Raw genomic sequence first — 14,738 nt, forward strand, 5'->3', positions numbered from 1 at the left:
GGAACAGTCGACGCTTTCTGTTATGACAAGGGGGAATAGTCAGTCCTAACTTTTGAATATAGCTGTTCCCGGCCGCTTCTTTACCCGGCGATACCGAATGCTGTAATGAGTAATATTCATCAATCAGGCGATAGGCGGGTTTTTTGAGGTGAGCGCGCGGGTGATCGTGTTTATGAGCGGGTTGTTTTACTGCCGCGAGGCCACCGCATGTTGGAAGCCGCTTAAAATATTGACAACAGGAATCCAAAAATATATTGCTCTCTGGAAATAAGAACAGACACGAATTAAGCCGCGTCAGAAAAACCAGGGCGAACACCCCTAAAGCTTCCCTCTCTCTCCGCCGATACTCATTTTTACTTATCCCGGCCTATGGCTGGTGTGCAATGACACAACCTGTCAGCGACACCCGCTAAGGTATCGGCACATCCAACAAGCACAAGGTTATCCTGTGGTTAAAAAAATGGGAGCGCATGACAAACTGGCGAGCCGGCTGGCAGATATGCTGGTTACACTCCACCAGCAACCTGCCGTTTATCGCAGCCAGCTGGCAGAAAAATATGGCGTGTCTGAGCGTACCATTTTCCGTGATCTCAACCGGTTGCAGCCGTTGGTAGAACATATTAACGGTGAAAGCTACCGGTTATCGCCAACGTATGCTCCCTCTTTGCACCACAACGATTTAACTAAATTGATGGCCATCACCGGTTCATGGCCACTGTTTGCCGGCCAGAAAATTCAACAGCTTCTTAAATGGGCACGTCAGGATGCGCATCCTCCGTTCCTGATAAAAAATGCCGGTATTGAACATGGTCAGGATGAGGCGTTGGAGCGCATTTTCGCGCCATTACAGCAGGCGGTAAGCCTTAATCGCCTATGCGAATTTCTCTACAAAAATAAACTACGCAGGGTTGAGCCTTATCGTCTGGTGAATATTAAGTATGTCTGGTATCTGGCCGCTATGGAGTCGGGGATGTTGAAAGCATTCCGGCTGGGAAATATTCAGTGGCTGACGATCTCCGACACCACTTTTACCCCCGATCCGGCAACCGTCATCGCAGTGGAACAAGAAGATGATGCCTGGTTCAGCCTGGCAAAATTTGAGGTACAGCTATGCGCCAGTGCCGACAGCGCCAGTTGGTTCATACAGCGTGATCTACTGCCTGCACAAAAGATTATCAGCCGTACGCCGGACGGCAGTTTGCACCTTCACTGCAAAGTAGCAGATGCCCGCCAGATCCTGGCTATCGTCCGTTACTGGTTGCCACATCTCACCATTTTGTCGCCTGCCTGGCTGCAAATGCGCCTGAAGCAGGAACTCGAAGACGCCCTTACGGCGATGAATAATAACAAGGAGAATTTATGACAGGCACTACAGCGCAAGAATCCACTCTGCCCATTCCGATCAATGCTGAATTGCTGCAAAGCGATGGCTACCAACAGTTATTAGCGGATGATATTACCGCAGAGCTCACACAGCATGAGGGCGACATTATCGCAGCGGGTGAGGTGATCAGTGCCTTCACGACTGCAGCGGCCAACCACCCTGATGCTGATGCCATGCAGTGGTTGATGGAGCAATTTTCGCATCACGCCGCCTTATGGCCCGATCATGCCAGTATGAGGCGTGATGCAGAAGTCATTGTGGCAAGCGTAACCCGCCATGCTGCAATTAATGAGGATTTGGACGCCGCACGCAACAACGGCAAATCGCGCGAAAATTGGCTGGCGAAATCGCTGTCCGCATCGGCGCAGCGCCACGGCACACTCAGCGTCGGCGATTACGGCAATATAATCGATGATGCTCTTATGCTCGCCAATGCGCAGATGCAGACGACAGTCATGCGTATCGACGGGGGATTCAACCAGTCACGCAATCTGGATGGTTTTATTGCCGAAACGCATCATGTTAACACGTTTAACGTCAATGCAGTCGCCAGTGGTGCAGACGCACGGGCTGAGCTGGTGTTTACCCCAGGCAAACCCTTTGGCAAAAACTCCGTCGATATTCAAATCAAAGACAGTAGGGGCAAAGTAGTACGCCGCTATCAGTCGAAATACGGCAGCGATGCAAAAGCCAGTGAAACCCTGTTTGAAAAAGGCGATTACGCTTTCCAGCGTAAGTTGGTTCCAGAAGGCCATGCCGAACAATTTAAAGGTATTGCCCACGAAAGCATTGAGTTCGAGGGAGTGAGATCTACCCCACTCAGCAAGGAAGAGGCGAAACGTCTGCAGTATGAGGTTCAGCAGAAACAGAACGTTCATGTAATGGATTGGAAAAGTGCTGATGGGCTGACAGTCGCAAAACGTATCGGTAAGGATGCGGCAGTGGCAGTGGGTTTGAGCATTTGTTTACAGGCTGGCGTAATTCTGGCGCGCCGCAGCTGGAATGCGCTGAACAACAAGAAAAACCCGGCGCTGAAAGAAGAAGGTAAAGCATTTATAAACAATGCATTGATGACCTCCGGATCGATATTGCTCAACGTATCCGCTTCAGGCGCATTAATGGTCGCCGCCAGACGTGGGCTGTTTGGCAGCGTAGTACAGAACACCCCTGCCGGACGTATTGCTGCCATTGCTTCGGTTGCGATGGATAACACCAGAATAGCGGTGAAATTGTATCGGGGAGACATCAGTAAAGAAGAGGCGTTGGACAGCATGACCAATACCACCTTCTGTGCAATAGCCGGACTGGTAGCGGCAGGCGAAGGTGCCTCGCTGGGCGCAGCGATTGGCATGGTGATTGGCCCGGTAGGCTCCGTTGTTGGCGGCTTTGCGGGCGGCATTATTGGCGGTATGGCCGGCAGCAAGGTCGCGGAGCAATTCTACAAAGGACGTAAATCGTTGATCAGTAAAAGCCTGCAACTCGTGAATAATGCCCGTCAGACGCTGGCCGGCGGCATGAAAGCATTTGGCAATGCGTTATCGCACCTTTTTGCCTAAGGGAAGTCATGGATATTGAAATGATGAGCCGCCTGCACACTTGGATCCTTGCCGGTCATGGTGGATTTTATCTGCAAAGTGCAGAGGACGAACGTGTCGACAGCCTGATTGCCGCGCTGGCCAAAGAAACCGGGATGCGGATTTGCGAGTGGAACCTGGCTTGGGGGTGGGTTAACGCACAAAATAAAACTCCGCTCAGCCTGGCAGCCGAACAGACACCGCAACTGGCGCTGCATTTGGCAGAGTTGCTGCATGACGATTTGGAAAACACCCTGATTGTTATCAAAAACGCCCATGCGGCATTAGAAGGGAACGCGCTGGTCGCGGCACGGCTGCAACAACTGCTGCTGCGCATTCAGCGCCACCATCAGCGTGAATGCGCGGTGATTTGCGTCGATGAGCGGGCTGCCATCCCGGCGCTGGTAGAATCGCAGATGACCTTGGTTACCTTGCCGTTACCCCAGCGCACCGACATTGAGCAGCAAATTCTTTGCTTTGCCAATGTTCGGGGCATATCACTGAAAAATGAGTTGTTGCAACAGCTAAGTGCCCTATTGTCCGGGCTGACCAGCCGTGAGATCGAGCAAACCCTGTCGGTTGCACTCGTGAACCACCAGGCGCTTAATGACGACGCGTTGGAAACGCTGCTAAGCGAAAAAGAACAAATCATCGCCAAAAGTGGCGTGCTGGAGATGATTAAGGTACGGGAAACCTTTCAGGACATCGGGGGCTTAGAAAATCTGAAGGCCTGGCTGGAGCGTAAAGCAGCCATCCTCAAACGTCTTGGTGATGCTCAGCAACTTGGCTTACCGGCCCCCAAAGGGGTATTGGTGGCAGGTATGCCAGGTTGCGGTAAATCGCTGACGGCCAAAGCGGTTGCCAGCCTGTTTCATCTGCCGTTACTGCGTTTAGATATCGGCTCGCTGCTGGGTAAATACGTTGGTGAGAGCGAGCATAACATGCGCCGGGCGCTGGCGATGGCTGAAACCATCAGCCCCTGCGTGTTATGGGTTGATGAACTGGAGAAAGCGTTTGTTGGTATCGGCGGCCAGGGGGGATCCGAAGTAACCGCTCGTCTTTTAGGCTATTTTCTGACCTGGATGCAGGAAAAAAGAGGGGCAGTCTTTGTGGTGGCAACAGCCAATAATATTGAAGTGCTGCCGCCGGAACTGCTGCGTAAAGGGCGTTTTGATGAAGTGTTTTATGTTGGCTTTCCTCATATTGCTGAACGCCGGGCAATCCTTAGCCTTCAACTGAAAACTCACTGGCATACTTTCAGCGAAGCACAGCAGCAGATGCTGGCACGCCGCTGTCGCGATTTTTCCGGTGCGGATATTCAAAATGCGGTGCATGAGGCTCGTGAGCAAGCATTCCTGAGCAACACGGAACTCAATTTCGATACTGTGCTTCACGCTATTGATAACACCGTGCCACTGCGGGAAACCCTGCGCGACAGCGTCAGCAAATATGAAGTGTTGTTTGAGAAAATGAAGCTGAAACCTGCGTCATGTCAGGAGGGATTAAGCCTCGCGCAGATGATCGCGCTTGTAAATCATGTTAATCCGCATGATCGCTTGCGCGTGGCCAGTCATGAAGAGTGCACTGTTGATCTGCTTACCCAGCTGGCGCAGGACAGCAATCAGGACGTGCGGCGTGCAGTGCTGAATAATCCAAACTGCGATGAGAAGATCCTCTCCGCCTATCTGGTGGATGCACAGAACAAAACAAAACATGATGAAAGCCTGCTTGAATTGGCGATATGCCATCCTAATGCACCCGAAAACCTGCAATATGATCTGGCAAAAGCCGGGCAATTATCTGACAAAATTATTCTGCGCCTATTAAGCCTCAGTCACTGCCCGGCCAGGATGCTGGCATATTTTGCCCAGCGTCAGGAGGTGAAGTTGTTGGTGCCGTTACTCGCTCATCCGAATCTCAGCGAAGAGGATCGTGAGCTGCATATAAACAGCAAAAATCCGCAACTTCGTGCTGCGCTGGCAGGCAATCCAACATTATCTCTGCCTCATCAGCAGAAACTGGTGAACGATCGTGATGTCAGTGTGCGTTGCGCGTTGGCAGGAAATCGGCATTTGTCAGAACAAATCATTGTGCAACTCGCTATGGATAGAGAACATTCAGTATTGGGTACCCTGGCGTTTACGCATCAGGTACAAGGAAACCATGCCAATACCCCAGACATTGAGACACTGGTTGAACGGCTTCATTCAGGCAATGAAAATGATCTTCGTAGCCTGGCGGAAATACCGTTACCCACAGAGTTGCAGTACCAATTCATCAGTAAAGTGCATGACGAAGATATTCTGGCCATTTTTGCCCGGAATACTGATTTGAACCCACCTATCCAACAGCGTTTGGCCAGCGAAGGGTCAGAAATTGTCCGTCAGTCACTGGCAGGTAATCTTACATTAGTGAGTGATGTTCAAAATTATCTCTTTAAAACCAGTCAGTCTGAAACCAAAAAGGAACTTGCGAAAAACCCATCGTTATCGTTGATGGTGCAGCATTATATGATGCGGGCGGATACCGACATTCGTTGTGCCCTCGCCACCAATACCGCATTGGATCCTAAGCTACAGGAAAGCCTGATAACCAAAGGAAATTACGCAGAAATTACCGCGTTAGCCAGCAATCCGGCTTTATCTGCGCAGTTGCAACACCACATCTTTGATAAGAGCAGCCGCTTTAGCAATCATCATGTTGAGTTAGCGAAAAACCCCAATGTCACGCGTGCAATCATTGACCAGCTGCTCGCCAAAGAGGACAAAATGGTGAATGCGCAACTGGCGATGAATCCCAATATTGGGGTTGAATTATTGCTCACTTTTGCGCAATCGCAGGATCAGCAGACTCAACTGGGCGTTGCCGGGAATATTGCCGCCACTGAGGAAGTACAGGCGGCACTGATGCATGGCGCTGAGCATGTATTGCAACGGTTGGCTGCTCATCCACATCTGGCCCCTGCCCAGCAGTGGGTACTGGCGGGTAAAGGTCATTATGAGGTTGTGATTGAGCTATTGCAGAATAGTGCCGTAACTGAACGTTGTCGTGAACTCTGTTTGGAAATACTTCGCACTTCTGTACAACATCAAGGGAAGCTAATAAAAAATATTGAGTCGCTAACAGCCGAAGTCAGTTCATTAACTGAAGAGAAAAAGTTTACTGCTGGTTTTGCTGCCAGGTTTGTTGGCTCGCGTTCTGAGAAGGACCGCTATGTGAAGTTAAGCGGCGCTCAACATCGTCTTGGGGTACTTACCGCAATTCAGCATTCGATTCGGAGTCTATAAGCTATTTAATGTGGCTTGGGTCAATAAAATCATCATTACAAATTTATTGGCCTCGCCGGCAGCCCCGGTGATCCTGATAAGTTATTGTGTACGGTTGGGTATTCCGGCCTGTTAACACCCAACCGTACACCTTTCTGCCTTCAACCGGCTGGATAACGACGCGAGAGCCATGACAACGTTAATTGGTTCAGCTCGGCCGGCTTCTCTTCCGGCGTCCAGTGCCAGCAATCGGCAATAACCTTTTTTTCCAAATCCGGGATGTAAGTTTCCATTCCCTCGGCCATGCCAGGCCTGAGCACCACATCATTGGCAGCCGAGATCATCAATGCAGGAACCCGTATGGTCTGTTCAAGCGTGCGGCCTGCCTGCCAGTTCCGGGAAATATTGCGGTACCAATTGATGGCAGGAGTGAAACCTGTGCGCTTAAACTGTGCCGTATACACATCAAGTTCTGCAGCCGTCAGGACATCATGCCCTGGAAACTGCCTGGGCAGGGGCTTCCCGTAATATTCCATGTTCGCGACCTCAGGGGGCAACGCATCCCACTCCGCCGCGGTCATCAGGTCTTTGCGGTACGCATTCCGCAGAGTACCCTGTATATCCTGCGCCATTGCGGTATCTGCACGCTTGCCGTCCTCAAACATGAGGACGTACATCTCCGGGCTGTAAACCTGCCGCATCTGAACAATGGGATCAACGTTAGGGTTAATAACCCAGCCCCTGCGTTCAGGCTGCGCTGCCGCCACAAGATCAGGGTGCAGCCAGAGTGTCCAGTGTGGCATAAACGGCGTATTAACGCCGATCACTCCGGCGACCCGTTTGGGATGGATAAGCGGCATTTGCCAGGCCAACATTCCGCCCCAGTCGTGCCCCATAAACAGAGCCTTATCGACACCGGACACATCAAGCAAGCCTGTCATGTCAGCGGTCAGTTGCTGGATGTCATAGGCTTCAATGGCCGCCGGTGCGTCGCTTTGGCCATAGCCGCGCAGGTCCGGCACGATCACCCGGTAACCCGCTGACACCAGCGCAGGGATTTGGTGCCGCCAGGTGTAAGCCAGCCCAGGAAAACCGTGCAACAGAACAATGGCCGGCCCTGAGCCGGCGTCATGTACTGCCAAGCGGATGCCGTTGGTCTGCACAAACCGCACAGGCGGCATCGCAGGTGCCTGTGCCCCGGCGGGCAAGATAGGCAATGCTGAAAGAAGGGCTGCCGAGCCTGATGCAACCAGTAATGTCCTTCGGGTGACTGGAGCCATATTGACCTCGTACCTGATGAATACGTGGAAAGGGTGTTCCTGACTGCGCCAGGATTGATGCGATACTCCGCGTCAGGCTGGAAACGCGTTCAGCACTGATGATAGAACGCTATGGCTGATTGGCACGAAAAAACGATGCAGGCTTACCGCAGGGGAGCGGACGCCCGCTGATTTTAAGGAGGATTATGCAAACGTCGCTGATGCTTGAAGACACGCTCATTGAAGCAATGATCAATTCAGATACCGCCGCGCTTGGCCGGCTGATCGCAGACTCGTTGATCTTTATTAACCATACCGGCCAACAAGTGGCCAAGGCGCAGGATATAGAAATGCACACTTCCGGCACGATTCAGATTGAATCGATTGTCCGGGAGTCATTCAACGCCTGTGAATATCCGCACTGCCTGATTGTCGATACCTGCCTGTTGATTACCGGCAGCTATGCCGGCCAGAAAGCGGATGGCCGGTTTCATCACTTACGTACCTGGGCGAAAACCGGGGAACAGTGGCAGGTGGTCGGCCTGAAAAGCACGGTGATGTAACAGGCGGGAAAATGGCCTGAGCAGGTGAGATACGCGCTCAGGCCAGGGGTAGTCGCTGGCCGTAAACACGCGGCAGGCGGCGGTTCCCGGCAATGGCTAACGGCCTGTAAGATAATAGTTTTATACGTATTACATCATACTTCATAAATATGACTTCATACTTAATCAATGCCGCTGCGTGGTGTGGCCTCACGACAGGGCGCGCCCGGCAGCACCGGCGCACGCCATAGTGCGGCTATTATGGCTTACCGTGATACCCATCCCAATAGGTCGCAATCGCCCCCTCCAGCAGCAGCTTGCTGCGTTTCTCTGGCTGATCTGCCTCGTATTCGTGGTTAATAAAAGCGCTTTTCTGCGTAACGGGACTGAACGGCCCCTCTTGGTCCGTGGCACCGTCCTGAGCCTGGGAAAAACTTGCCACACGCTGCTGTGCCTGCTCTGCCGTCAGGCCGGCCACCCGGTCTTGTTTCCCGAGGTCGTAAAATTGGCTAAGGAACTTTTCCATCCGCCGGGCATTGTCCGTCGTTAATGGCTGGGTGTTCGGATCAAAATGGAGGCCGGCTAACTGATAAGCCATATGGCGTGCATGTTGACTGACGCTGGTTTGTGGCCCTGAACAGGCCGAGAGCAGTAACACACCCACCAGCACCGACGGAAGGAGAAGTTTTGGCATCATTTAACGTATATCCCTATAAAAATGTGTGCCGGAATATACAGGTAAGGGGTAACCGCAGTAAATCGATAAGATTTCTCTCTCAGGCATCACTTTTACAAGGCGCAGCGATTGCCGGGGGATGTCTGAATTTTTCAGACAGCGCCAGACTGAGCAGAGCCAGCAGAATAAAGGCCACAGACAGACCGGCAAGGCCGTAAAAACCCGCCACCGGATAAACCCAGGAGGCCACTGCCGAGCCAAAGCCTATCCCGCCAAACATAAAGGCACTGGTCAGCGCCAGCGCAATGCCGCGATGCCGGGCAGATGACAGTTCGACAATCCTGCGCTGCTGGCTGGGCCAGAGCAGGTCAGTGGCAAAGGCCCAGAAAATGAGCGCCACCAGCAGCACGCCCAGCGTTTTCGGCAGCAGGGTGATTAACCCCGTGTCGACGATCAGCAGCGTCATGCCGGTCATCAACAGCTTCTCAGACGTAAAGCGGCTCGCGGCGCGTGTGACCCAAAGGTTCCCCAGCACCCCGGCGACGCCCAGCACTGCCAGCGCCGCGGAGACAGCCTGCGGGCCGCCGGCGTAGGCATCGCGAATGAGCGGGGCGATAAAAGCGTAAACGCTGTAAACCCCGGAGGTGATGAAAAATACCACCAGGAATGCGGCCAGGTATTTCCCCTCAGACAGCACGCCCGCCATGTCAGAGAACCGGGTGCGCGTCCCCGCATGTCCATCCGGTACCGTCAGCAGGATGTTCAGCCCGCTCAGCAGGCTCACCAGCCCGACCAGCGCAAACAGCGCTTTCGCTCCCCACAGGCCGGCAACCCACGCGGCAAGCGGAATCCCGGCAAGGCTCGCCATAGAGACCCCCAGGAGCACCATGCCGATAGCCCGCCCGCGCTGCTGCTCATGCACCAGCTCTGAACCCAGTGCAACCAGCACCGGGCCGATAAACCCCGCGCCCACGCCCATCAGCACGCGGGAAGCCACCAGCGCGCTGTAAGCCGGGGACAAGGCAAACGCGAATGCGCCCAGCCCAAACAGCCCGATGCCTGTGAGCACCAGTTGGCGGCGGTGCAGCTGACCAAAGAGAATCTGAACCAACGGGGCGGCCAGCGCAAAGGTGAGGCCGAAAATGCTCAGTAAGCGTGCGCTCTGCGCATCGGTCAACTGCCAGGCCGCTGAGATAGCGGGCAGGCTGCCGGCGACAGAGAGGGCACCGGTAGCCTGAACAAAGTAAGCGAGGCTCAGTGCGCGCAGGGCGCGGCGCTGGGAAGAGGTGATGACAGCGTTCATATTCACTCCGGCATAAAAAACAGGGGCAGTACGCCCCTGATGTTTTTACTGAACAGGAATCGGGTTATCCGCGACCGACTGGTTGAACTGGTTCACCAGGGTATGCTCGTCGGCACCGGGGTTATCCCGGACTGGCAGCACACGGTCAACGATCGCTTCGATGGTGTCGGTGCCCAGCTTGTCAAAGGTCTCGCTGATGAACTCACCCAGCGGCATGGCGCGCGGGTCGCCGCTCTTGTAAATCAGGTCGGTATCCACCCACGGCGGAGAGATCTCAATCACCTTCACGCCGGTACCACGCAGCAGGAAGCGCTGTGACAGCGTATAAGAGTGGATAGCCGCCTTGGTGGCAGAGTACAGCGCATTGGTCGCCAGCGGCAGGAAGGCCAGCACCGAGCTGTTGTTGATCAGCACCGCATCCGGCTGCTGCTTCAGGTGCTCAATAAAGGCCGCGCTGACGCGCACCGGGCCCAGAATATTGGTGTTAAGGAGCGTCACTGCCTGGGCGTCATCCAGTTCGCCGGCGGCATTGTCAAACGGCATGATACCGAGCATTTTAATAAGTAGATTAGCAGGAGCAGTGTCTAAGTGACTTATGTCATTTAAGTACTCCCAAAATGCCAGCCATATTGACTTTCATATTTACCCGGTAATATTTTAGTATATAAAATACACTGAACTTTACCGTTTTAATAAAAACATTTTTTCCGCCTCTCTCTAAAATTGTCTAACTGCAGAATCTAAAAGTGACAATAAATAAAACTAAAAATTTATCTTTAAAGAGATGCATTAAAGTATATGTCTTATAAATCAAAGCAATGCAGAGCAATCTATATGTTTTTATTATCAAGTTATAGGTAAATCAATACCATAATGCACATATCGCAATTAAACCATTTTATTTATATTATTAATTTAAAATGGTTATTATTATTTATCGCAATCATAAACAAATATAATAATCGCTTCATTTCTTATTAAAAAGCAATTTTACCAGAAGTAATTTAATAACTTTGTCATTTTTTCTTTGATATTTTATTTTTCTTTCGCGCAAAAAGAATTTTAAAAAAATTACGCTTTTTTAAAAACACATTATATCTGCAAAAGACATAAACAGTGGGGAATAGACATAGCTCTTTTTAATAATTACATGCATAAATCTACTATTGTAATATTGTTATTTTAAACAAAGGAACTTTTATTATTCACCACCGTATAAACGTGATTAGCCGATCTGCGAAGCTCACTGCAGAACTTATTTACTTCCTCTTTATTTCGCGCCACGGCAAGATAACATAGCCCCTTTGAGCAAACTGTTTCGCTATTTCAAAGGCTATGTCGTCAGACGCGCCGGTGATTAAGTCGATTTTATTGTCCATCTCCTTTCCTCAGTATTTCATTTCAATAAGCAGCAATCCTGATATATGCAACAGCGACAGGCGCCTGAATAGTGGATAAGCATGACTAATGCGTCACCGTTCACAAATATTGTTTTGAAACATTGCTTTTTGAAAATTTAAAATGCAACAATTAGGGTTAATATTGCATTTATTTCCCTATTACTGAGTGTAAAACATGAAGATTAGCGCCCTGACTGAGCGGCTTGCGCAAAAAATCGTTGGCCTGATCGATGCCGGCAAACTGGTGCCTGGCGCGCATCTCAGCGTGCCGAAGCTGGCCGAAACCTTTGACGTCTCGCGCTCGCCGGTGCGCGAAGCGCTGGTCTATCTGGAGCAGAAAGGCGTTCTGCAACAGAGGCTCAACCGCGGTTTTTTTGTCAAAGAGGATTATGCACCGCAACAGCATGACGAGCCCACGCCCGCCGACGGCAGCGATCTGCCGGAGTATTATCAGCTGGCGGAAGACTGGCTGCAGGATAACATCGAAGCGGAAGTCACCGAACTCTACCTGATGAAGCGCTACAACCTGACCAAAAGCCAGCTCTCAACGCTACTGGCGCGCGGCATCAGCGAGGGCTGGGTGGAGCGCAAACAGGGTTACGGCTGGCGTTTTCTGCCGGTGGCAAAAACCAAAGCGGCGCTGGAAAACATTTTCAGCTTTCGTATGGTCATTGAGCCGATGGCGATTCTGGAGCCGACCTTCAACGCGCCGCAAGAGAAGATCGACGAGATTCGCCGCGAGCTGGAGATGCTGCTCGACAACGGCATTGAGCGCCTGTCGCCAAAACAGCTGCAGCTGGCCGGCTACCGCTTTCACGAGACAGTGATCGGCTTCTCCAACAACCCCTTCTTTGGAATCTCGCTGCGCAACGTCAACCGTATGCGTATGCTGATGGACTACCGCATTATGGACGATCGCAGCCGCTACTACGCTGAGGTCAAGGATCATATGCGCCTGCTGGCGCTGATTGAGTCGGGGCAGCGTATCGAAGCTTCTTACATGATGAAGCAGCATTTGGCGGTGGCGCTGGAAAATAAAAAAATGCGCCGTATCAGCGCGGAAGCCTGAAGAATAAACGGCTCACTCCCTGAGCCGTTTTCCCTTATGCCACGGTCGAGTAGATGGGGTACAGCCCTAACAGCAGGCCCGACCCGAGGAAGATCATGCAAAGCAGAAACGCCCACTTAAAGGTGTATTTCTGATGGTCGCTGAACTCGACACCCGCCAGCCCCACCAGCAGATAGGTTGACGCCACCAGCGGACTGAGCAGGTGCACCGGTTGGCCTACCAGCGAGGCGCGGCCAATTTCAATTGGTTCGATGCCGTACGCCTTCGCCGCTTCCGCCAGCACCGGCAATACGCCGTAGTAGAAGGCGTCATTCGACATGAAGAATGTGCCCGGCAGGCTGATCAGCGCGGTAATCGGTGCCAGATAAGGCCCCCACGACTGCGGCAGAATATCCAGCAGTGAACCGGACATCGCCGTCACCATGCCGGTGCCGGACAGGATCCCGGCGAAGATGCCCGCAGCGAGGAAGATCGAGGTCTGATTAAGCGCGGCTGGCGCATGGGCGGCAATGCGCTGACGCTGCGCATCCAGATGCGGATAGTTGATCAGCAGCGCCAGCGCGAAGGCGACCATAAACAGCACCGACAGCGGCAGCAGCTCCATTACCAGCGACGCCATCAGTACCAGCGTCAGGCCGGCATTCAGCCAGAACAGTTTAGGCCGGCGCAGCTCTTCGTTCACCTCATTAATAGCGGGAAGATAGCTCTCCGCGTCCTCTTCCACTACTGAACCGTCAGCGTGGGTCTGAATGCTCAGTTTGCCCAGGCGACGACGCTCGCGAATGCCGATATACCATGCCAGCACCAGGACGCCGATAAAGCCGCATAGCATCGACGGGATGAGGGGGATAAAGAGATCGCTCGACTCCACTTTTAGCGAGGCCGCCACGCGTGCCAGCGGCCCACCCCACGGCAGCAGATTGGTGATGCTGCCGGCCAGGAATACCACGCAGGTCAGCGATAGTGGATCGAGACGAATGCGTTTAAACAGCGGCAGCATCGCGGTGACGCAAATCATATAGGTGGTGGAGCCGTCGCCATCCAGTGAAACCATCGCTGCCAGCACCGCGCTGCACATCACCGCTTTAACGGGATCGCCGTTAATTATCCGCAGGAAAAAGCGAATAATGGGATCAAATAAACCGGTATCGAACATGGTACTGAAATAAAGAATGGCGAAGATCACCATAATCGCGGTCGGCGCGACTTTCTTTAATCCCTCTATCATCATCTCGCCCATCTCGCCGCCAAAACCGGCAATTAATGCGAAGATAATGGGAATAATTGTCAGTGCAACCAGAGCAGAAAGCTTTTTAGTCATAATCAGGATCATAAAGACCACGATCATGCCGTAACCCAGCAAAGAGAGCATAAGAGCCTCCAGCGCCCTTATAAATAAGGCGCGATAAAAGTTGTCGTCGTTATATTTTTTACGGCGCGGAAAATTAGCTCATATGCATACCGCCGTTGACGGAGAAATTCGCGCCGGTGGCGTAGCCCGATTCATCCGAGGCAAGCCAGGCGCAAATAGAGGCGATCTCTGACGGCGAGCCGAGGCGGCGTACCGGGATCTCTTGCACGATTTTATCGATCACCTGCACCGGCGTAACAGTTTTCAGCTTGCTGGTGGCGAGATAGCCCGGCGACACGGTATTCACGGTGACGCCGCGCGCGGAGACTTCACGCGCCAGCGCGCGGGTAAAGCCGCGCACCGCATATTTTGCCGTGGAGTAGTTCACCTGCCCGACGGTGCCGATTTGCGCATTAAGCGAGGAGATATTGATAATGCGTCCCCAGCCGCGCGACATCATGCCGTCGATAACCTGGCGAGTAACGTTAAACAGGGAGTTCATATTGGTATCGATCACCGCTTGCCACTCCTGTGGCTGCATATCGCGAAATAACGCGTTACGCGCGGTACCGGCATTATTGATCAGCACATCTACTTCGCCGATCTCCTGACGGATCTTGTCAAAGGCCTTAACAGTAGAATCCCAGTCGGCCACATTGCCTTCAGAGGCGATAAAATCGAAGCCCAGCTTTTTATTATCATCCAGCCAGAGCTGTTTTCTTTTTGAATTGGGGCCACAGCCGGCGATGACTTTGAATCCATCTTTAGCCAGCCGACGGCAGATTGCCGTGCCGAGACTGCCCATTCCAGAGGTGACATACGCGATACGTTGGGTCATACCCTTACTCCCAGATGCATTTTTTTAACATTCGTTTACTTCGCATTAACAGTAAGCGGTGAGCTCGCTTTTTCTG

General features: G+C 52.4%; 11 protein-coding genes. 5 read left to right on the forward strand and 6 right to left on the reverse strand.

Annotated features, from left to right (window positions below):
• Positions 1-448 precede the first annotated feature (448 nt).
• From JK232_RS17860 to JK232_RS17870, 3 genes are read left to right on the forward strand one after another with little or no spacing between them, the layout of a single operon-like run.
• Positions 449-1,363, forward strand: coding sequence for a helix-turn-helix transcriptional regulator (locus tag JK232_RS17860; protein ID WP_212589483.1), 915 nt, complete (start codon positions 449-451; stop codon positions 1,361-1,363).
• Positions 1,360-2,940: a hypothetical protein gene (locus JK232_RS17865; RefSeq protein ID WP_212589484.1), complete on the forward strand. Its 1,581-nt coding sequence runs from the start codon at positions 1,360-1,362 to the stop codon at positions 2,938-2,940. Before JK232_RS17860 ends, JK232_RS17865 begins: the two co-directional genes overlap by 4 nt.
• Positions 2,941-2,948: 8 nt before the next feature.
• Positions 2,949-6,245 carry an AAA family ATPase gene (locus tag JK232_RS17870; protein WP_212589485.1) on the forward strand — a complete coding sequence of 1,099 codons (3,297 nt, stop codon included), beginning with the start codon at positions 2,949-2,951 and terminating at the stop codon, positions 6,243-6,245.
• A gap of 140 nt (positions 6,246-6,385) precedes the next feature.
• Here the strand turns inward: JK232_RS17870 and JK232_RS17875 are convergent, their stop codons facing one another.
• Positions 6,386-7,387 carry an alpha/beta fold hydrolase gene (locus JK232_RS17875; protein ID WP_212589486.1) on the reverse strand — a complete coding sequence of 334 codons (1,002 nt, stop codon included), beginning with the start codon at positions 7,385-7,387 and terminating at the stop codon, positions 6,386-6,388.
• 302 nt (positions 7,388-7,689) lie between these two features.
• Between JK232_RS17875 and JK232_RS17880 the strand changes: the two genes are divergently transcribed.
• A complete protein-coding gene (locus JK232_RS17880) occupies positions 7,690-8,046 on the forward strand; it encodes a nuclear transport factor 2 family protein (protein ID WP_212589487.1) in 357 nt (118 codons plus the stop codon).
• Positions 8,047-8,284: 238 nt separating this feature from the next.
• Here the strand turns inward: JK232_RS17880 and JK232_RS17885 are convergent, their stop codons facing one another.
• From JK232_RS17885 to JK232_RS17895, 3 genes are all read right to left on the reverse strand, one after another.
• Entirely contained in the window at positions 8,285-8,722 is a 438-nt protein-coding gene (locus tag JK232_RS17885) for an Exc2 family lipoprotein (RefSeq protein ID WP_212589488.1), read from the reverse strand.
• Between the two features lie 79 nt (positions 8,723-8,801).
• On the reverse strand, positions 8,802-10,004 hold the full coding sequence (locus JK232_RS17890; protein ID WP_212589489.1) for an MFS transporter: 1,203 nt from the start codon (positions 10,002-10,004) through the stop codon (positions 8,802-8,804).
• A 45-nt stretch (positions 10,005-10,049) separates the two neighbouring features.
• Positions 10,050-10,559 (reverse strand): SDR family NAD(P)-dependent oxidoreductase, encoded by a 510-nt coding sequence (locus JK232_RS17895; RefSeq protein ID WP_276515074.1) that lies wholly within the window; start codon positions 10,557-10,559, stop codon positions 10,050-10,052.
• Between the two features lie 1,020 nt (positions 10,560-11,579).
• Between JK232_RS17895 and JK232_RS17900 the strand changes: the two genes are divergently transcribed.
• Complete coding sequence (locus tag JK232_RS17900) at positions 11,580-12,473, forward strand: GntR family transcriptional regulator (RefSeq protein ID WP_212589490.1); 894 nt, start codon at positions 11,580-11,582, stop codon at positions 12,471-12,473.
• 34 nt (positions 12,474-12,507) lie between these two features.
• Here JK232_RS17900 and JK232_RS17905 read toward each other — a convergent pair whose 3' ends face one another.
• Together JK232_RS17905 and phbB are read right to left on the reverse strand one after the other, a co-directional pair.
• Positions 12,508-13,845, reverse strand: coding sequence for a CitMHS family transporter (locus JK232_RS17905; protein ID WP_212589491.1), 1,338 nt, complete (start codon positions 13,843-13,845; stop codon positions 12,508-12,510).
• A gap of 73 nt (positions 13,846-13,918) precedes the next feature.
• The gene (gene phbB / locus JK232_RS17910; RefSeq protein ID WP_212589492.1) at positions 13,919-14,662 is read right to left on the reverse strand and encodes an acetoacetyl-CoA reductase; all 744 of its coding nucleotides are present in this window, start codon (positions 14,660-14,662) and stop codon (positions 13,919-13,921) included.
• Between the last annotated feature and the right edge of the window lie 76 nt (positions 14,663-14,738).

The organism is Nissabacter archeti, from assembly GCF_018257325.1.
Taxonomy (GTDB): domain Bacteria; phylum Pseudomonadota; class Gammaproteobacteria; order Enterobacterales; family Enterobacteriaceae; genus Chimaeribacter; species Chimaeribacter arupi.